The following is a 17623-nucleotide window of genomic DNA, read 5'->3' as shown; positions in this document are numbered from 1 at the left end:
TCCGCGCTCAAAGGGTCATAAATGACCTTTCATCAGGGTAATTTACCCTCCAGTTTTAAAATTTTAAAATCATACCAACCAATGGTTCAAAAATGACCTTTTCCGCATTATAGTTCAGCTATGTCATATCATAAACGTGCTGAAATTGCATAAAAGGTCAAAAATGAACCTTAATGAGATTAAAGCTTCGCTGATAAGCCTTTCGGAGTCAGAGCGGAGAGAGGTATTAGCGCCATTAGCTCTTAGTGCACAAGTTGTAGAAGAGGCAATAAAAGCGGAAGAACAGGACACTCGATTGGTGTTCAGTCCCCTGACAGTTGAGACACTGCCACAACTCCTGGTCAGTGAACTCAAGCGACAAAATATCACTTACGAAGAGATGGCGATTCAGATCGGTGTGTCACTCTCGACATTTAAACGACTGATCGCTAAGCCATCTTCTGCAAAGGCAATCAATCTTTATGCCTTGCTTAAAGAACTGGGTATAAAAGTATGGCTCGAAAAATAGAAGTGTGGCTTTACAACAAACTGGCAGGAACGTTGAGTGAAGAGCAAAGTGGTTATACTTTCTGCTATCTGCCAGCCTATCGCGGCTGTGCGATATCTCTCAGTATGCCGGTAAGGCCAGAGCCCTACTTAAGTGAAGACCTGCATCCTTTCTTTAAAGGTTTAGCGCCCGAAGGCTGGCTGCGAAAACGCTATTCTGAAATTCAAAAAATTGATGATAACGATCTGTTCGGTTTACTGATGAAAAATGGTAACGATATGCTTGGGGCTGTCGTTTTCAAAGAGATAACACCATGAATGCAGAGCGCTGCCTGATCACTTTGAACCGTCTTAAAGAATCAGAGTTGAAAACCGGCTACTCATCTAAAGGCATCCGGCATCTGTTGGGTAGCCAGGACGTGGCTCTTACGCTGCCTTTCACACGCAGTCAGTTTATTCAGGAACTCCCCGAACGTCAGAAAGGGATGAGCATTTCAGGCTATCAGCCTAAACTGTCACTTCGCCTGGAAAAAGGAGAACTGGTCGTCGTCAGCAATGACGGCACCTATATTCTGAAACCCTCTCCGGAAGAATATCCGCACCTTGCAGAAAACGAGCATGCCACCATGTGCGTTATGCAGCGTCTGAAATTTGATGTTCCCCCATTCGGGCTGATGGCTTTCAGACATGATGAAAATCGGCCACGTGAACTGGCGTTTGTTATCAAAAGATATGACCGTTCAGAGGCAGAAAACGCGAGATTACATCAGGAACAGCTGGATGGCGCGATGGGTCTCGGCGATAAATATGGCAGGATTGGTAATAATAAAGCCATCAGTTATGAGAGGGCCGCTAAATTCCTGAATACCAGAGTCAGCAATAGTTTAAAGAGTAAGCGCGACCTTTTTTTGCGCATCGTTTATGCGTATGTGCTGGGCAACAATGATTTTCATCTGCGCAATATCGGCATCATCCTTCCTGAAAAGAATTCTCCCTTTCTGGCCCCGGTTTATGACTTTATCAGCGTAGTGCCCTACCCTGCAGCATTCGGTGAGTATTTAGCTTTGCCCCTGCTTGAAGGGGAAGAAAATGATGGAGGAAACGCGCCGGGGATAAATTCAGAGTACGGGGAGTATCTGGGCGCAGACTTTATCCTGCTTGCGCAGGGCATGGATATTAACCCGGCTCTGGCTCGAAAATGGCTTTCCGGTGTGGTGAGTCAACATCAGCTTATTATCGACACGTATACCGAAAGTCACATGCCTGAATTACCGCGGGAAGTTGTGCTTGATTATGTTGCCCGAAGAATCACGCTATTGGCTGTGACCGAAATTTAAACGTGATGCAGAAGCGTTAATCAGCAGAATAACCCCGCTTAAACCTATAAAAAAACCCGCTGACATTAGCGGGTTTCAGATTTAACAACGTCAACAGCTATCAGATATCAAACCGGTCCAGATTCATCACTTTGGTCCAGGCGGCGACAAAGTCTTTGACGAATTTTTCGCGGGCGTCGCTGCTGGCGTAGACTTCCGCCGAGGCGCGTAACACCGCGTTGGAACCAAACACCAGGTCAGCACGCGTGGCGGTGAAACGGGTTTCGCCGCTGACGCGATCGCGTCCAATGAATTTCTCATTGGTTGAATCGGTGGCTTTCCACTCAGTGCGCATATCCAGCAGATTCACGAAGAAGTCCGTGTTCAGCGATCCCACATTGTGCGTGAAGATACCGTGCTGGCTGCCATCAAAGTTAGCGCCCAGCGCACGCATCCCGCCCACCAGCACCGTTAACTCCGGCACGGTAAGGGTCAGCTGCTGCGCTTTATCGATCAGCAGGCTTTCGGTGGTGGTTTTACCAAAGCCGGTGCCGTAGTTACGGAAACCATCCGCACGCGGTTTCAGCAGATTGAACGACTCAATATCGGTCTGATCCTGACGCGCATCGACACGGCCCGGCGTAAAGGGCACGTCGATTGAGACACCCGCCGCTTTCGCCGCCTGCTCAACGCCAACAATACCCGCCAGCACGATCACATCTGCCAGTGAAGCCTTGTGGGCTTCGCGCTGAATAGCTTCCAGCGCAGGCAGCACGCGTGCTGCAACGGCATTGACGTCCCACTCACGCTGCGGCAGCAGAGCCAGTCGGGCACCGTTAGCACCACCCCGTTTGTCACCGCCACGGAAGGTCGATGCCGAAGCCCAGGCAACGGACACCAGCTCGCTGACGCTGAGACCGGAGGCCGAAATCTTCTCTTTCAGCTGCGCGATATCTGCCACGGTTGGATGATAAACCGGTGCAGGCAGCGGATCCTGCCAGATCAGATCTTCCTGTGGCACTTCAGGACCGATGTAGCGCGCTTTTGGCCCCATGTCACGATGCGTCAGTTTGAACCAGGCACGGGCAAAGGCTTCGTTAAACGCCTGCGGATCGTTGTGGAAACGACGCGAAATTTTTTCAAACTCCGGGTCAAAACGCAGCGTCAGGTCGGTGACCAGCATGGTCGGTTTGTGTTTCTTAGTGGAATCAAACGCATCCGGGATAATGTCCGGCGCATCAGCTGCCACGAACTGAATCGCGCCCGCCGGGCTGCGCGTCTGGACCCACTCATATTTGAACAGGTTTTCGAAGAAGTAGTTGCTCCACTGGGTTGGGGTCTGCGACCAGGTCACTTCCAGGCCGGAGGTGATCGCATCTGCGCCGACGCCCGTGCCGTGGCTGTTAACCCAGCCCAGCCCCTGCGCTTCAATCGGTGCGGTTTCCGGATCGACGCCGACGTGGCTGGCCGGTGCGGCACCGTGGGTTTTACCCAGCGTATGTCCACCTGCGATCAGTGCCACGATCTCTTCGTCGTTCATGCCCATGTTGCCGAAGGTGGCGCGAATAGCCGGAGCCGCAGAGGCAGGATCGCCGCTGTGTTCCGGGCCTTCCGGGTTCACATAGATCAGACCCATTTCAGTGGCGCCCAGTGGCGACTGCGCCAGGGATTCCGGATGGCGATGTTCCAGCCAGGCGGCTTCTTCGCCCCAGTTCACATCCATATCCGGTTCCCAGACATCGTCGCGTCCGGCACCAAAGCCGAAGGTACGGAAGCCTGAGTTTTCCAGCGCGACGTTACCCGCCAGAATATAGAGGTCGGCCCAGGAGATTTTCTGACCGTACTTCTGTTTCACCGGCCACAGTAAGCGGCGCGCTTTATCCAGACTGACGTTGTCCGGCCAGGAGTTTAACGGTGCGAAACGTTGCTGACCACGGCCCGAACCACCGCGTCCGTCCACGGAGCGATAGGTTCCGGCGCTGTGCCAGGCCATGCGAATGAACAGGCCGATATAGCTGCCCCAGTCGGCGGGCCACCAGGCCTGTGACTCGGTGAGCAACCCTTTGATGTCAGCTTTCAGCGCAGCGTAATCTAATTTGGCAAATTCTTTACGGTAATCGAAGGATTCATCAAGCGGGTTCGAACGGGATGAGTGCTGGTTCAGCAGGTCAACCCGGAGTTGATTTGGCCACCAGTCGCGGTTGGTTGTGCCGCCGCCCGGAGCCTGATTTGACTGGGGTGGTTTACCCGCATGAAAAGGACATTTGCTCTCAGGCGCTTCGCGATCGGCTTCGACAATAGGCTTTGCATCTTTTGCATCTTCATCAACGGAATTGCTCATGGTCACACCTCTTTTTTGTATTTTCATCGCTACTCTATAGAGGATTTTCAGGATCGCACACCTGTCTCATCCTATATGTTTGATAGCTTTTACCTTTTTATGCACCTTCTTCAAAAGCTTGAGACAATGAATCGACGGCTGCCGCTGTGCTTAAAAAAAGCAGCGAAGCGGCAGCCGTCACCCTGAGACTATTCCGACCGCGCGGGTTTCACAACTGCCGTTTTGCTGTCCGGCAGACGAATGCGGAACCAGATCGCATACATCGCAGGCAGGAACACCAGCGTAATAAGGGTGCCGCCCAGCGTACCGCCGATCAGGGTGTACGCCAGCGTCCCCCAGAACACAGAATGCGTCAGTGGAATAAACGCCAGAATCGCCGCCATTGCCGTCAGCAGTACCGGACGCGCGCGCTGCACCGTCGCTTCCACCACCGCAGCAAAGGGTGCCAGCCCCTCCTGTTCGTTATGGTGAATCTGCCCTATCAGGATCAACGTGTTACGCATCAGAATGCCTGACAGGGCAATCAGCCCGACCAGCGCATTAATACCAAACGGCTGACTGAACAGCAGCAGCGTCGGCACAACACCAATCAGCCCGAGAGGTGCGGTGAGGAAGACCATGACCATCGCCGACAGAGAGCGCACCTGCAGAATAATGATCAGCAGTGTGATCGCTATCATAATCGGGAACAGCGGTGCCATCGCCTGGGTGGCTTTACCGGACTCCTCTATCGAACCGGCCAGTTCAATACGGTAGCCCGCAGGCAGTGTTGCGATGATCGGTTGCAGGGTTTTATTCAGCGCCGTGGAGACATCCGGCGGCTGCAGGGAGTCGGCAATATCACCCCGGACGGTAATGGTCGGTGTGCGGTCGCGCCGCCTCAGCAGGGGATCTTCCATTTTTACCTGCACATCACCAATCTGCGACAGCGGGATACGCTGACCCGCAGCACCTACCAGCGTGAAGTCGGCGATTTTAGCCGGATCGCGCCGGATTTCCCCGGCGGCACGCCCCACAACCTGGACCGAGCGGATATCTTCCCGCACCGTGGTGACAGGCACGCCCGTCAGCAGAAACTGTAACTGCCGGGCGACCTCACTCGAACTCAGCCCCACCGCCTGCAGGCGGTTCTGATCCAGCGAGAAATGCAGCGTCGGCACGGGTGCGCCCCAGTCGGTGTTCACCGTCCTCATCATCGGGCTGGCCCGCAGCACCGCTTCCACCTGATTAGCAATCACGCGCAGGCGTGCCGGATCCGGCCCCATCACCCGCCATGCCACCGGATAAGGTGAATAGGGCCCAAACACCAGTTGCGTCACGCGAACCTGCGCTTCAGGCACCAGGCCGCTGGCGATGGCGGTACGTAGCTGTGCTTTCAGGGCATCCCGCGCGTCCTGACTGTCGGTCAGCACCACCAGCTTGGCAAAGGATGGATCGGGCAGTTCAGGTGCCATCGCCAGATAAAAACGTGGCGGTCCCTGACCAATATAGGTGGTGACGATTTTTGCCTCACGCTGCTGTTTAAGCCAGGTCTCAACCTTTTCAGCGGCAGCCCGGGTCTGTTCAATGGCGCTGCCGTAAGGGAGCTGAACTTCAACTAGCACTTCCGGTCGATCCGAGGTGGGGAAAAACTGTTTTTTCACCAGAGCCATGCCGAGCACCGCGGTGATGAACAGAGCAATCACCACGCCTGCCACCCAGCCTTTACGGGCAATCACGCGGGTCAGCAGTCGCCGGAAGCGGTTGTAATGGCGGGTGTTATAGATGGCTGCGTGACCGCCCTCCACCGTTTTGATGGCAGGCAGCAGCTTGACGCCGAGATAAGGGGTGAACACCACCGCGACGATCCAGGAGGCGATCAGGGCGATGCCGACTATCCAGAACATATTGCTGGTGTACTCACCCGCCGTGGACTGTGCAAAACCATTGGGCATAAAGCCGACGGCGGTGACCAGGGTGCCGGCCAGCATCGGTGCCGCCGTATGGCTCCAGGCATAAGCCGACGCCTTGATGCGGTCATAGCCCTCTTCCATTTTCACCACCATCATCTCGATGGCGATGATGGCGTCATCCACCAGCAGGCCGAGCGCCAGAATCAGCGATCCCAGCGTGATGCGGTCAAAGTTTTTACCGGACGCCTCCATGACCACAAACACCACCGCCAGCGTGAGCGGCACCGCCGCCGCCACCACCACCCCGACACGCCAGCCCATACTGACAAAGCAGACCACCATCACCACCAGCAATGCCACGACGAACTTAACCATAAATTCATCAACCGCCGAGCGGATATTGACGGACTGATCGGTGACCTGAGTCAGCGTCATTCCCAGCGGCATCGCCTGGTTAATACTGGCCGTTTCGGCCGCCAGTGCCTTGCCAAGCTCAAGACCGTTCCAGCCATCACGCATCACAATACCGAGCAGCAGCGCCGGTTCGCCCTGATTGCGCACCATAAACGTGGCGGGATCTTCGTAGCCCCGGGTCACCGTGGCCACGTCCGCCAGTTTCAGGCTTCTGCCCTGCGCCACAATCGGCGTCTCACGGATTTTCTCCAGTTTATCGAACGCGCCATCCAGCCGGATAAAGACCTGCGGCCCCTGAGTATCAATCGACCCCGCGGGCGTCAGGACGTTCTGGTCGTTCAGCGCAGCAAAAATCGTCTGGGGGGTGATGCCGAGTGTCGCCAGCCGATCGTGTGAAAACGACACATAGATGCGCTCACTCTGCTCGCCGATAATGTTGACCTTTTTCACACCCGGCAGATGCAGCAGTCGCTGACGCAGCGATTCCGCCTCACGCACCAGCAGGCGCTGCGGCTCCCCTTTCGCCTTCAGCGCCAGCAGTGCAAAGGTCACGTCGGAGAACTCATCGTTGATCATCGGCCCGACAACCCCGGCGGGCAGATTTCTGCTCTCATCGCCCAGCTTCTTACGCGCCTGGTAAAACGCCTCCTGAACCTGAGAGGGCGGCGTTTTGTCCTGCAGCGAGAGCATGGTGAAAGCCAGGCCGGGGCGCGTATAGGTTTCGCTGCGGTCATACCACCTCAGCTCCTGCAGCCGCTTCTCCAGCGGTTCGGCCACTTGATCCTGCATCTCCTGCGCCGTCGCACCCGGCCACGCGGAGATAATCGTCATCTGTTTTACGGTGAAAGGCGGATCTTCTGCCCGTCCCAGTTCGAAAAATGACAGCACACCCGCCACGGTAATCAGGATGATCAGAAATAGCGTGATGGCGCGTTCGCGCACGGCCAGTGCTGACAGATTAAAGCGTCCGTGGCTCATGGCTGACTCCCGGCAACATCAGCGTCATCGGGCCGCACGCGATCGCCCTGCTGCAAAAGATGTGCGCCCAGCGCCACTATCTTATCCCCGGCGTTAAGCTGACCGGTCACGGTGGCCGCCTCGTCACCGATCGCGATAACCGTGACCGGCCGCCAGGCAACGGTGGCGGGCTGACCGGTGATATCCCAGACGCCGGGTCCTTTACCCGCATCGTAGATCGCAGCCAGCGGCACCTGCAGCAGCGGTTGCGCCGGTTTATTCGTCAGCGAGAGCGTAACGGTGGCACCCAGCGGGGCGCTCGCCAGTGCGCCCTCCAGCACATATCTGGCCTCATAGGTGCGCGTCATCGGATCGGCCACATCCGCCAGTTGCCGCAGTCGGGCAGAAACCGGCGCACTGCCCGCACCATAGAGCGTGGCCTGCGCCTCACTACCAACAGCCGGACGCAGGGTCTCCGGCAACTGCACGCTTGCCTCACGCTGTCCGGCTCTGGCCAGTCTGATGACGGCCTCGCCCGCACTCACCACCTGCCCTGGCTCCGCCAGTGTGGCCATCACCACACCGTCGTCATCCGCCAGTAACAGCGCATACCCGCTGGCGTTACCGGCCACGCTGGCCTGCGCCTGCGCCGCTTTCAGATCAGCCTGCGCGGTGGCCGCAGCAGCCCGAATCTGATCGTAGGCCGACACGGAAACGGCTCCGGTTGCCACCAGCGTGCGGTAACGCGCCTGATCGGCGCGGGTCTGCCTGACCCGAGCCTGCGCAGCGGCAACGGCCTGCTGCTCTGCCTGGGCCTGCAGCCGAAGATCGACCGGGTCGAGCCGCATCAGCGGCTGACCACGCTTCACACGCTGGCCGCTGTCCACCAGCCTTTCGAGGATTTTGCCCGAGACCCGAAAACCGAGGTCACTCTGAACCCGGGCAACCACGACGCCGCTAAAGGCACGGCTCCCGTCGCTGGCACTGATGACCTTCGTTACCCTGACCAGGGGCGGCTGGGTGCGCGGATCCGCTTTGGACGCGTTATCCCGACAGCCCGACAGCGCCAGTGGCAGCAGACAAACAACCAGAGTGGCAGGAATGAACCTGAGCATAGATGACCTTCAACAGTAAGCAGGAGAGTGCCGCCATTCTCATATCATGTGACCAATATTGTCAATGGTCACAAATTGCGGAAAGAGACTCTCCACTGATAAGGGGGCAGTTAAAACGCTGCATTACGGGATTAGAGAGACAGACAGAAAGCAGATTGATTCTCAACAGGCGCCGGAATCGGCTCACGAAGCGCGTGACCAGATAAATTAAAAGTCACAAATAAGAGAATCGGGCGCATCGGAAAAGCATTATGGGCAGCGCTCTGCGAGGCCAGAAATGGATCGCCAGAAATAACGCTGAGGGCATGGAGCAGAAGAAAACGGGAAGGAATAAAGCGCTTTTACAGAAGAGAGTGCCCGGACGTGCACTGTCTGCGCGTCCGGGCAATCAGACAGCGCCCTGCTTATCCAGGGCGCTCTGTGACTTAACGCCAGCCGAGTTCCGGGGCGACATACTTCAGAATCGCCTCGATCACATGGGCGTTGTAGGCGACACCGAGCTGGTTAGGCACGGTGAGCAGCAGCGTATCCGCTTCGGCAATCGCCTCATCCTGCGCCAGTTGCTTAATTAACACTTCCGGCTCTGCGGCATAGCTGCGGCCAAAGATGGCGCGGGTTTTCTCATCGAGGAAGCCGACGGAATCCTGGTCGTTGCCGCTGCGGCCAAAGTAGGCGCGGTCCATATCATTCACCAGCGCAAAGATGCTGCGACTGACGGAGACGCGTGGCGCATGCTGATGCCCTGCCGCTTTCCAGGCCTCACGGTAGGCGCGGATCTGTTTCGCCTGCTGAATGTGGAACGGCTCGCCGGTTTCATCATCTTTCAGGGTTGAACTTTGCAGGTTCATGCCCATTTTTGCGGCCCACTCTGCGGTGGCATTGGAGCCGGAGCCCCACCAGATACGATCACGCAGGCCTTCAGAGAGCGGCTCAGGGCGCAGCAGGCCCGGCGGATTCGGGAACATCGGCTGTGGATTCGGCTTCGCAAAGCCTTCGCCGCGCAGCACTTCCAGAAACTCTTCGGTGTGGCGACGGCCCATATCCGCATCGCTTTCACCCGCTTTCGGTTCAAAGCCAAAGTAGCGCCAGCCATCGATCACCTGCTCCGGTGAACCACGGCTCAGACCCAGCTGCAGACGACCGTTGGAGATCAGGTCTGCTGAACTGGCGTCTTCCACCATGTAGAGCGGGTTTTCGTAGCGCATGTCGATGACACCAGTGCCGATCTCAATCGTTTTGGTGCGCGCTGCCACGGCAGCCAGCAGCGGAAACGGCGAGCTGAGCTGGCGGGCAAAATGGTGGACGCGGAAGTAAGCGCCATCTGCGCCCAGCTCTTCGGCGGCGACCGCTAAGTCAATCGATTGCAGTAACACATCCTGCGCGGTGCGGGTGGCGGACTGCGACGAAGGCGTCCAGTGACCAAAGGATAAGAAGCCAATATTTTTCATCTGTATTTCTCCTGACAGGCGCTAAACGCCTGTGGGCTATAGGTAATTTTTGATAGGGAAAGGTTACGCCCTCCGCGCGGCAACTGATAGTCAATATCTTTAAGCGCCATATTCAGGAATTTCGACATAGCTAAGCAGATTATCCACTTTGTCTTTGTCCGCCCTTTCTTTCACTCTCCAGACTCTTGCTTCCGCTGTCAGGTGAACGATGCACAACGGTTATCTCTCTTTACAGCAGCGCGCCTGGCTGAAACAACGCGCGCGCAGCTGGCTCTGGCGCAGCGAACTGCCGACCTGGCTGCTGATGGGCGTGATTTACGGCGGCTGGTTCTCAGTGATGCTTAACTGGCAGACGCTGGGACGACTGCCCGCTACCCTGCTGCTGATCGTCTTTACCACCTGGTATATGTCACTGCAGCACGAGCTGATCCATGGCCATCCCACGCGCTGGCAGCGAATAAACCAGCTGTTCGGCACCCTGCCGCTGGCAGTCTGGTATCCGTACGGGCTCTACCGCGATTCTCATCTGGCCCACCATCACAATCACACCCTGACCGAGCCGGAAGAAGATCCGGAAACGTACTATTTTTCCGCTGCACGCTGGGCACAGTTGCCGCGCTGGCAGCAGCAACTGGTTCATCTGCGTAACACCTTTCCGGGACGTTTGCTGCTCGGCCCACTACTGGATGTGGCGGCGACCCTCAGCGGGATGTGCCAGGCACTGCGCCGCCTTGATCGACCTGCAATTTGCATGTGGTTGCTGCACGGAATGCTGCTGACGGTGCTGTTTTACTGGATCGCGCGGCAGGGATTTTCACCGCTTTGGTATCTGCTGTCGGTAAGCTATCCGGCGCTGGCGCTGACCAAGATACGTTCCTTTTACGAGCATCGTGCGGCGGACGATCCGCTGGCGCGCTCGGTGAATAATGAAGCGGCCTGGCCGTGGCGCATCCTGTTCCTGAATCTGAACTACCATTCAGTGCATCACGATCTGCCTGGCGTTCCGTGGTATGGCCTGCGCCCGCTCTATCTGCGCGACCGCGATCAATACTATCAGCGCAACCACGGTTTTCGGGTAGCGGGCTATCGGACCTGGCTGCGTCAGTTCTGGGCCAGGCCGGTTGGCGTCAATGTCCATCCGGGCCGCTCAGGGGAGAAAATGCATGAATGACCTGCTCGCTTTGCCGATGTATGCGATTCATCCGCCTGCTACACAGGCGCTGATGCAGGCAATGGTTGCCCTTCTGGCGCAGCACGGCATCGCCGCGCAACCCGTCTGGCCTGACGATCTGCTGGCACACTGGCAGGATAACCGGCTGCTGCTGAGTCAGACCTGCGGCTATCCGCTGGTCAGCCAGCTGCCTGCGGTGCAGCTGGTCGGCACCTTTCACTATCAGGCACCGGGCTGCAGCGGCCGGGACTATCGCAGCTGGCTGATAGCGCAGGATAAACAGGTGACGCTCGCCGATTTCAACGGCCAGCGGGCCGTGGCGAACAGCCTGGACTCTCACTCCGGTTATAACGCGCTGCGTCTGGTGGCCGCGCTTCAGGGCGTGACGTTTTCGCAGATGTTGCTGAGCGGCGGGCACCGTCAGTCGCTGGCGGCGCTGCGTAATTCACAGGCAGACGTCGCGGCGATTGACTGCGTCAGCTGGGCGCTGCTGGCGCGCTATGCACCTGAAGAACTGCGTGGCCTGCATATCATCGGTGAGACGCCAGCCGCCCCCGGATTGCCGCTGATCACCGCAGCCTCAACATCAGTGAGCCGGCTGGAGACGTTACGCACGGTGCTGCATCAGCTGGTGAGTGACCCCGCCTTTCGTGCCGTCTGCGACGACAACCTGATCGGCGGATTCAGCCCGGTACAGCGGGACGATTATCAGGGCGTGCTGGCGTGGGAACAGCAGGCCGCCGCGCTGGGCGTCACCCGGCTGTAATGCATACGCTGTTTCGCCCCTCAGAACGGGAAAATCTGATTTCTCTGCATCATCAACGCCCTGCTCACGCTTTCCTGACCTGTTATTTCATGCTACCCGGTGTGCTTCAACGGAGGTTAAGACTGGTAAGCCCGTTCACGGCGTTTTAAGGTAGAGGTTTTCAGCAGAGGGAGAGCGGGATGCGCATTCTGATGGCAGGTGCCGGCGCGACCGGTGGATATTTTGGTACCCGACTGGCTCAGGCGGGTCAGGACGTGACCTTTCTGGTGCGCGAACGGCGTTATCAGCAGCTTCAGGCCAGGGGTCTGGTGTTGCAGACGCCACAGGGCACTGAAAAGTTACAGCCGCAACTGACCCAGGCAAACACTCTGACGGGACACTATGACCTGATCATCGTGACGGTAAAAAGCTTTGCCCTTGATCAGGTGATGGATGACATTGCGCCTGCGGTCGGCCCGGACACGCTGATCATGCCCATTCTTAACGGAATGCGGCACATCGCGACGCTGCAACAGCGTTTCGGCGAAGATAAGGTGATTGGCGGCCTGTGCAAAATCAACGCCACGCTGGGCGATGAGGGGGAAGTGATCCAGCTGACGCCACTGCATCAGCTGTTATACGGCGCGCTGGACGGCAACAACGATGCGCGGCTGCAGCGGGTTGATGCGGCGCTGCGCGACTGCCAGGTTGATACCCTGTTCAGCGATAACATCATGGATGAGCTGTGGGAGAAGTGGCTGCTGCTGAGCACGCTCGGCGCCGTCTGCTGCCTGGCGCGCGGTAATACTCAGCAGATCCTCACCTCGCGCGGCGGTGAAGCACTGCTACAGGGAATTTTTGCGGAGATTCTGTCCGTCATCACTGCCGAGGGCTATCAGCCACGTCCGGCGGTCACCGCCCGCATTTTTGAGCTACTGAATAATCCCTCCACGCCGATGACCTCCTCCATGTACCGCGATCTCACCCAGGGCTTTGATATCGAAGCCGATCAGGTGATAGGCGATCTGCTGCTGCGGGCGAAACGAAATGGCCTGTCCACGCCGCTGCTGAATGCGGTGGATGTGAATCTGCAGGTCTATCTGCAACAGCGCTAAATAACGGCCGACTGCGCTGACCGGGTGCGGCAATGGCCCCGTCAGCGCGTCGATGAAAGTGTGGCCAGCAGCAGCAGCGTAACAGGAAAATTTGCTACACTCGCCGCTTCATATTCTGGAGAGTTCAATGACTTCCCGCTCCGTGACCCTCGATGATGTCGCGCAACTGGCCGGCGTCTCATATCAAACCGTTTCACGTGTTTTAAATCGTTCTGAACAGGTGTCAGCCCGCACGCGGGACAGGGTTGAGGCGGCGATGCAGCAGCTCAATTATGTGCCCAACCGCGTAGCCCAGCAGCTGGCGGGCAAGGCGACGCGCACGCTGGGACTTGCCACCAGCGATCTGGCCCTGATGGCACCCGCGCAGATCGCCTCGGCGATTCAGCAGCGTGCTGCGCGTGCGGGCTATCATCTGGTGATCGCGATGGACAGCGGTAACGATGCGGCCGCCACCGTCAATGAACTGCTGGCACAGCGGGTCGATGGACTGCTGATTAATCTGCCGCTGGATGCGGATGAGGCGCAGCAGATCCAGTTGCTGTGTGGCAGTAAGCCGGTGCTGTTTCTGGATGTCGAACCGCAGGCGGCGGTCGCGCAGTGTCAGTACCCGAATGAATCTGGCGCGCGTGCCGCCGTGGAACATCTGGTGGCGCTGGGTCATCGCAAGATTGGTCTGTTGAACGGACCGCTGCGTTCGGTGTCAGCCCGTCAGCGTGAGCATGCCTGGCGTCAGGCGCTGGCCGATCATCAGTTAACGCCGCACTGTTCCCTGCGCGGCGACTGGAGCGCGCAGTCAGGCTATCAGGCGCTGCTGGCACAGCTACCCGACGATCTGCCGCAGGCGCTGCTGGTGGCGAATGATCAGATGGCGCTGGGTGCGATGCGGGCGCTGCATCAGTATGGCGTGGCGATTCCCGGCGAGATTTCGGTGATTGGTTATGACGATACCGCCGAGAGTGCGTGGTATCAGCCGCCGCTGACCACGGTGCGGCAGGATTTGCATTTTCTTGGCGCGCAGAGCGTTGAGCGGATGCTGGCCCGGCTTCAGGGTGAAGAGGCTTCCGGCATCGTGCTGGAAACCACGCTGGTGATTCGCGAAACCACCGCCCCGCCGGCGGATAAGCAGGTCGATTTAGTGGCGCTGTCACAGCAGTTACAGGGCATTGCCCGCCGGCTGGCAGGCAAATAACGCCGCGCTGAGGCGGGCAATAAAAAACCCGCTCCACCAGAGTGGAAGCGGGTTCGCAGGGGACGCACAGCGCGGGAACGCTCTGCTTTCTGCCCTTACGCTTTCGGGTGTTCGCCCACGCCCATCGCTTTGATCTTTTTAGACAGCTCGCGGCGCTCTTTAGACAGGTCAGCGTTTTTGATGATGTACTCATCTACGCGATCTTCATAATCCACACGCATGCTGGCGATGATTTCCTGAATAGCCTCAACGCTCATGCCCGGTTTGATATATTCGCTCAGGTTGTCGAGCAGCAGAACGCGCTTCTGGTTGTCGCGGATTTTCTTCTCGTTGTCGACGATTTCACGTTGCAGTTTGTTTTTGCGGCGGAACATACGCACGAACTCCAGTACGTCCTGAAATGACTGCTTGGCATTTTCCATGATGGCACCTTTCTTTGAGCCTGCTGACGCAGGGAGAGAGTCAAAACGATCAGCTTAGCGGTTAGCCCGCCAGGTAAGCAATTTTCACAGCTAAATTCAGACTGGCTCTTATCTTAGCGCAAAGAAACCCGGTTTCACATTAAGTCATTGTCTGAGGTGATTATTTGCGCAGCGCCATCCGCATCAGATCGGTCATCCGCTCCAGCTGTTTCGCCAGTTCCAGCGTCAGCCAGACGTAGCCATAGATTGGCGTCTCCTCCAGACCCTCGCTGCCCGCGTCGGCGATCAGCCGTCGCAGTTCACCGCTGATTTCGGTCAGCTCATGGCTGTTGGCAATCACCTCTTCCGTTTCCCCCTCAATCGCCATCACCGACAGCGCCCGCAGCGTGTTCTCGGTCATCTGCTGGGTGCGGCGTAATGCAGGCGCATTGAGCATGATCAGATGGCTCTCGCGCGATGCCCACCAGGCATTAATCTGCATCTCAATCGTGTTAACCATATTACGGTTAATGGTCTGAATGGCTTCAAGCACCGACTTCGGAATGCGCGTCTCTTTGCTCGATGGCTCCAGCAGCGCCCGCATCTTAATAACGCTGCTCAGCAACTTGCCCAGTGGTTTGTTGAGGCGCGGCTTCTCAACCAGATTCGGCGAGAAACCGGCGTGATAGATCTTGGCCATTTCCGCCAGCGCGTCAGAGAGCTGAATGCGCCAGTGGGTGTAAGCACGCTGCGCCCAGATCGCGGTAAACAGCAACGCCATCAGCGATCCCAGAATCACATCACCGCCGCGCCACAGCGCCATGGTGAAATCGCCGGTTGGCGCACCCACCACTACGCTCAGCGTAATCCCGATTAACAGCGCCATGTAGGGATGTTTACCCAGCGTCAGGTAGCCGCTGATCACCATGATGATGCCGCACCAGGCCAGCATCATCGGCATGGAGATCAGCTCCAGCTTCAGGGCAATCAGACCGGAGATGGACCCTGCCACCGTGCCGCTGATACGCTGCAGCGCGCGCGGAAAAACATTTCCCCAGGTGGAGATCGGCCCCATCACCACCACCAGCGTAATCAGCGGCCAGGTGCCTTCCGGGATATGGGTCGCGCGGACAAAGATGAAGCAGAGTATAAAGGCGATGGCGATGCGCACGCCGTGGACGGAGCGGTAATGGCGATAAAACCAGAACTCCAGTTTTGATATGGGCTTATCAGGACGCAAAGTGACTTTCCGGTTGCATGAACATAAGGGGGCTATCTTAACCCTGAACGAGGCTCAGGCTTAGCGCAGGCGGGATATTTCCAACAGATTTGACGTTCGCTTACAATTATCAACATCCGTCTCACATGTCTGCCCGGAAGTTAAAAACAACTGATTACGGCTGTGTAACCTTTACCGGCTCTGAGTCACCCGTTCCGGGTCTTAATATGAAAACGGGCAGCCCGCAGGCTACCCGTTTTAGTACTGACACGCAGCTTATCAGAACTTCTGCTTGAGATAATCCGTCAGGCGGGTAATGACACCGGCCGGTTCGACGGCACTCAGCGCCACCAGCGGATAATGCGCAATCTGCTGATCTTTATCCATCACCTGAATCTCACCAATCACTTCGTTGGCTTTCAGCGGCGCTTCCAGATCTTTGCGATCGATAACGTACTTCGCCTTCACGTTCTGCACTTCGCTGCGCGGCAGAGAGAGATAAACGTCGTCTGCGGTACCTACATCGACCTGATGAGGGTTGCCGTACCAGACGTTTTCGCTGCCAATCTTCTTACCGGCATGGAACAGCTGAACGGTATCGAAGGTATTCTGGCCCCAGACCAGCAGTTTACGCGCCTGCTCTTCGCGGCCTTTCGAGCTTTTACCGCCCATCACGACGGCGATCAGGCGATGCTTGCCCACCACATTCGAGGCGATAATGTTAAAGCCTGCGGTCTCAGTGTGACCGGTTTTCAGCCCGTCAACGTGCAGATTATTGTCCCACAGCAGACCATTACGGTTGTTCTGGGTGATGCCGTTCCAGCTCAGGGTTTTCTCACTGTACATGGCATAAAAGTCAGGCTCGCCATCAATAATGGCGCGTGACAGTTTCGCCATATCGAGCGCGCTGGAGAACTGACCCGGCGCATCCAGGCCATGCACGGTTTCAAAATGGGTATTCTGCAGGCCGAGTTTCTCAACGTAGTGATTCATCATGCCGACGAAGCTCGCTTCGCTGCCCGCCACGTAATCAGCCAGCGCAACGCAGGCGTCGTTACCGGAATCGATGATGACACCACGGCTTAAATCGCGGACGCTCAGCTTATCGCCAGGCTTCAGGAACATCAGCGAGGAGCCTTTGAAGACCGGATTACCTGCCCCCCAGGCATCTTTCCCGACCGTAACCATGTCGTCGCGACTGATTTTTTTCTGGTCGATGGCGCGATCGACCACATAACCAGTCATCAGTTTGGTCAGGCTGGCGGGGTTGCGGCGTTCATCGGGATTACCTGCAGTCAGCACCTGCCCGGTGGTTGCATCCATCAGCACCCAGGAAGCGGCATCAATCGCCGGAGGCGTCACAGGAAAGGGGATCGCATCAGCCTGTGCCAGCGAGGCCCAGAAAACAGTAGCGGTAACGGTGAACAGCAGACGCCTTTTCAACACTTCATCCTTAATTGCAGGGGAGAGAAAATTTCTGAAAACGAAACGGAAACAGCCGCACGTTTTACGGCAAAAGCGTTGTGAAGGTTTGAATAAATTGAAAAAAAGTATGAACCGGGCCGATCTCAGATGATCGTGGCTGGCGGCTTACCCCTGTCGGCTGGCGTCATCAGGGAAGATAAGAGGCGGGTTGGTACTGTGAAATGGCCTGGGAGGAGTCAGCCCGGCATTGAAAAAATGTGTAACGGCTTCCGGTTTCGGAACGGGTACAGGCTCCGGCAATCCGGGTTCAGGCGTCTGAAGCGGCTGTCCTTGCTGCCTGGCGGCAAAACAGACTTCAGGCAGGCTTAACCCTTAACTTCAGACGTGCC

The 17623-nt window shown here is 57.2% G+C and carries 14 protein-coding genes; 7 read left to right on the top strand and 7 right to left on the bottom strand.

Annotation, left to right across the window (positions count from 1 at the left end; all coding sequences use genetic code 11):
• Nucleotides 1-163 precede the first annotated feature (163 nt).
• The 3 genes from PU624_RS10850 to PU624_RS10840 are packed head-to-tail and all read left to right on the top strand — an operon-like array spanning nucleotide 164 to nucleotide 1823.
• Nucleotides 164-508 carry an XRE family transcriptional regulator gene (locus PU624_RS10850; protein WP_283547622.1) on the top strand — a complete coding sequence of 115 codons (345 nt, stop codon included), beginning with the start codon at nucleotides 164-166 and terminating at the stop codon, nucleotides 506-508.
• On the top strand, nucleotides 493-804 hold the full coding sequence (locus tag PU624_RS10845; RefSeq protein ID WP_283547621.1) for a HipA N-terminal domain-containing protein: 312 nt from the start codon (nucleotides 493-495) through the stop codon (nucleotides 802-804). The genes PU624_RS10850 and PU624_RS10845 overlap by 16 nt, the downstream gene beginning before the upstream one ends.
• Nucleotides 801-1823, top strand: a complete 1023-nt coding sequence (locus PU624_RS10840; RefSeq protein ID WP_283547620.1) for a type II toxin-antitoxin system HipA family toxin — start codon at nucleotides 801-803, stop codon at nucleotides 1821-1823. The genes PU624_RS10845 and PU624_RS10840 overlap by 4 nt, the downstream gene beginning before the upstream one ends.
• A 100-nt stretch (nucleotides 1824-1923) precedes the next feature.
• Here the strand turns inward: PU624_RS10840 and katG are convergent, their stop codons facing one another.
• The 4 genes from katG to PU624_RS10820 all read right to left on the bottom strand — a co-directional run bounded on the left by katG (nucleotide 1924) and on the right by PU624_RS10820 (nucleotide 9969).
• Complete coding sequence (katG, locus tag PU624_RS10835) at nucleotides 1924-4143, bottom strand: catalase/peroxidase HPI (protein WP_283547619.1); 2220 nt, start codon at nucleotides 4141-4143, stop codon at nucleotides 1924-1926.
• Between the two features lie 188 nt (nucleotides 4144-4331).
• Nucleotides 4332-7427, bottom strand: coding sequence for an efflux RND transporter permease subunit (locus PU624_RS10830; RefSeq protein ID WP_283547618.1), 3096 nt, complete (start codon nucleotides 7425-7427; stop codon nucleotides 4332-4334).
• Nucleotides 7424-8521: an efflux RND transporter periplasmic adaptor subunit gene (locus PU624_RS10825; RefSeq protein WP_283547617.1), complete on the bottom strand. Its 1098-nt coding sequence runs from the start codon at nucleotides 8519-8521 to the stop codon at nucleotides 7424-7426. The genes PU624_RS10830 and PU624_RS10825 overlap by 4 nt, the downstream gene beginning before the upstream one ends.
• 425 nt (nucleotides 8522-8946) lie before the next feature.
• Nucleotides 8947-9969 carry an LLM class flavin-dependent oxidoreductase gene (locus PU624_RS10820; RefSeq protein ID WP_283547616.1) on the bottom strand — a complete coding sequence of 341 codons (1023 nt, stop codon included), beginning with the start codon at nucleotides 9967-9969 and terminating at the stop codon, nucleotides 8947-8949.
• Between the two features lie 208 nt (nucleotides 9970-10177).
• On the opposite strand from PU624_RS10820, the gene PU624_RS10815 reads away from it, so the two are divergent.
• From PU624_RS10815 to PU624_RS10800, 4 genes are all read left to right on the top strand, one after another.
• On the top strand, nucleotides 10178-11140 hold the full coding sequence (locus tag PU624_RS10815) for a fatty acid desaturase (protein ID WP_283547615.1): 963 nt from the start codon (nucleotides 10178-10180) through the stop codon (nucleotides 11138-11140).
• Nucleotides 11133-11906, top strand: a complete 774-nt coding sequence (locus PU624_RS10810; protein WP_283547614.1) for a phosphate/phosphite/phosphonate ABC transporter substrate-binding protein — start codon at nucleotides 11133-11135, stop codon at nucleotides 11904-11906. The genes PU624_RS10815 and PU624_RS10810 overlap by 8 nt, the downstream gene beginning before the upstream one ends.
• 179 nt (nucleotides 11907-12085) lie before the next feature.
• Nucleotides 12086-13000, top strand: coding sequence for a ketopantoate reductase family protein (locus PU624_RS10805; protein ID WP_283547613.1), 915 nt, complete (start codon nucleotides 12086-12088; stop codon nucleotides 12998-13000).
• Between the two features lie 127 nt (nucleotides 13001-13127).
• The gene (locus tag PU624_RS10800) at nucleotides 13128-14189 is read left to right on the top strand and encodes a LacI family DNA-binding transcriptional regulator (RefSeq protein WP_283547612.1); all 1062 of its coding nucleotides are present in this window, start codon (nucleotides 13128-13130) and stop codon (nucleotides 14187-14189) included.
• 95 nt (nucleotides 14190-14284) lie between these two features.
• Here PU624_RS10800 and tmaR read toward each other — a convergent pair whose 3' ends face one another.
• The 3 genes from tmaR to dacD all read right to left on the bottom strand — a co-directional run bounded on the left by tmaR (nucleotide 14285) and on the right by dacD (nucleotide 17252).
• Nucleotides 14285-14611: a PTS system regulator TmaR gene (gene tmaR, locus PU624_RS10795; RefSeq protein WP_004571340.1), complete on the bottom strand. Its 327-nt coding sequence runs from the start codon at nucleotides 14609-14611 to the stop codon at nucleotides 14285-14287.
• A gap of 160 nt (nucleotides 14612-14771) precedes the next feature.
• Nucleotides 14772-15830: an FUSC family protein gene (locus PU624_RS10790; protein ID WP_283547611.1), complete on the bottom strand. Its 1059-nt coding sequence runs from the start codon at nucleotides 15828-15830 to the stop codon at nucleotides 14772-14774.
• 258 nt (nucleotides 15831-16088) lie between these two features.
• On the bottom strand, nucleotides 16089-17252 hold the full coding sequence (dacD, locus tag PU624_RS10785; protein WP_283547610.1) for a serine-type D-Ala-D-Ala carboxypeptidase DacD: 1164 nt from the start codon (nucleotides 17250-17252) through the stop codon (nucleotides 16089-16091).
• Between the last annotated feature and the right edge of the window lie 371 nt (nucleotides 17253-17623).

This window comes from Pantoea sp. Lij88, from assembly GCF_030062155.1.
In the GTDB taxonomy this organism is placed as follows: domain Bacteria; phylum Pseudomonadota; class Gammaproteobacteria; order Enterobacterales; family Enterobacteriaceae; genus Pantoea.
The sequence above is the reverse complement of the archived record's forward strand: the minus strand, read 5'-3'. Positions and strand labels throughout refer to the sequence as shown.

Coding starts and splice junctions, on each gene's coding strand:
- PU624_RS10850 (WP_283547622.1), top strand. CDS start 164: ATGAACCTTAATGAGATTAAAGCTTCGCTGATAAGCCTTTCGGAGTCA.
- PU624_RS10820 (WP_283547616.1), bottom strand. CDS start 9,969: ATGAAAAATATTGGCTTCTTATCCTTTGGTCACTGGACGCCTTCGTCG.
- PU624_RS10810 (WP_283547614.1), top strand. CDS start 11,133: ATGAATGACCTGCTCGCTTTGCCGATGTATGCGATTCATCCGCCTGCT.
- PU624_RS10815 (WP_283547615.1), top strand. CDS start 10,178: ATGCACAACGGTTATCTCTCTTTACAGCAGCGCGCCTGGCTGAAACAA.
- PU624_RS10805 (WP_283547613.1), top strand. CDS start 12,086: ATGCGCATTCTGATGGCAGGTGCCGGCGCGACCGGTGGATATTTTGGT.
- katG (WP_283547619.1), bottom strand. CDS start 4,143: ATGAGCAATTCCGTTGATGAAGATGCAAAAGATGCAAAGCCTATTGTC.
- PU624_RS10845 (WP_283547621.1), top strand. CDS start 493: ATGGCTCGAAAAATAGAAGTGTGGCTTTACAACAAACTGGCAGGAACG.
- PU624_RS10840 (WP_283547620.1), top strand. CDS start 801: ATGAATGCAGAGCGCTGCCTGATCACTTTGAACCGTCTTAAAGAATCA.
- tmaR (WP_004571340.1), bottom strand. CDS start 14,611: ATGGAAAATGCCAAGCAGTCATTTCAGGACGTACTGGAGTTCGTGCGT.
- PU624_RS10800 (WP_283547612.1), top strand. CDS start 13,128: ATGACTTCCCGCTCCGTGACCCTCGATGATGTCGCGCAACTGGCCGGC.
- PU624_RS10825 (WP_283547617.1), bottom strand. CDS start 8,521: ATGCTCAGGTTCATTCCTGCCACTCTGGTTGTTTGTCTGCTGCCACTG.
- PU624_RS10830 (WP_283547618.1), bottom strand. CDS start 7,427: ATGAGCCACGGACGCTTTAATCTGTCAGCACTGGCCGTGCGCGAACGC.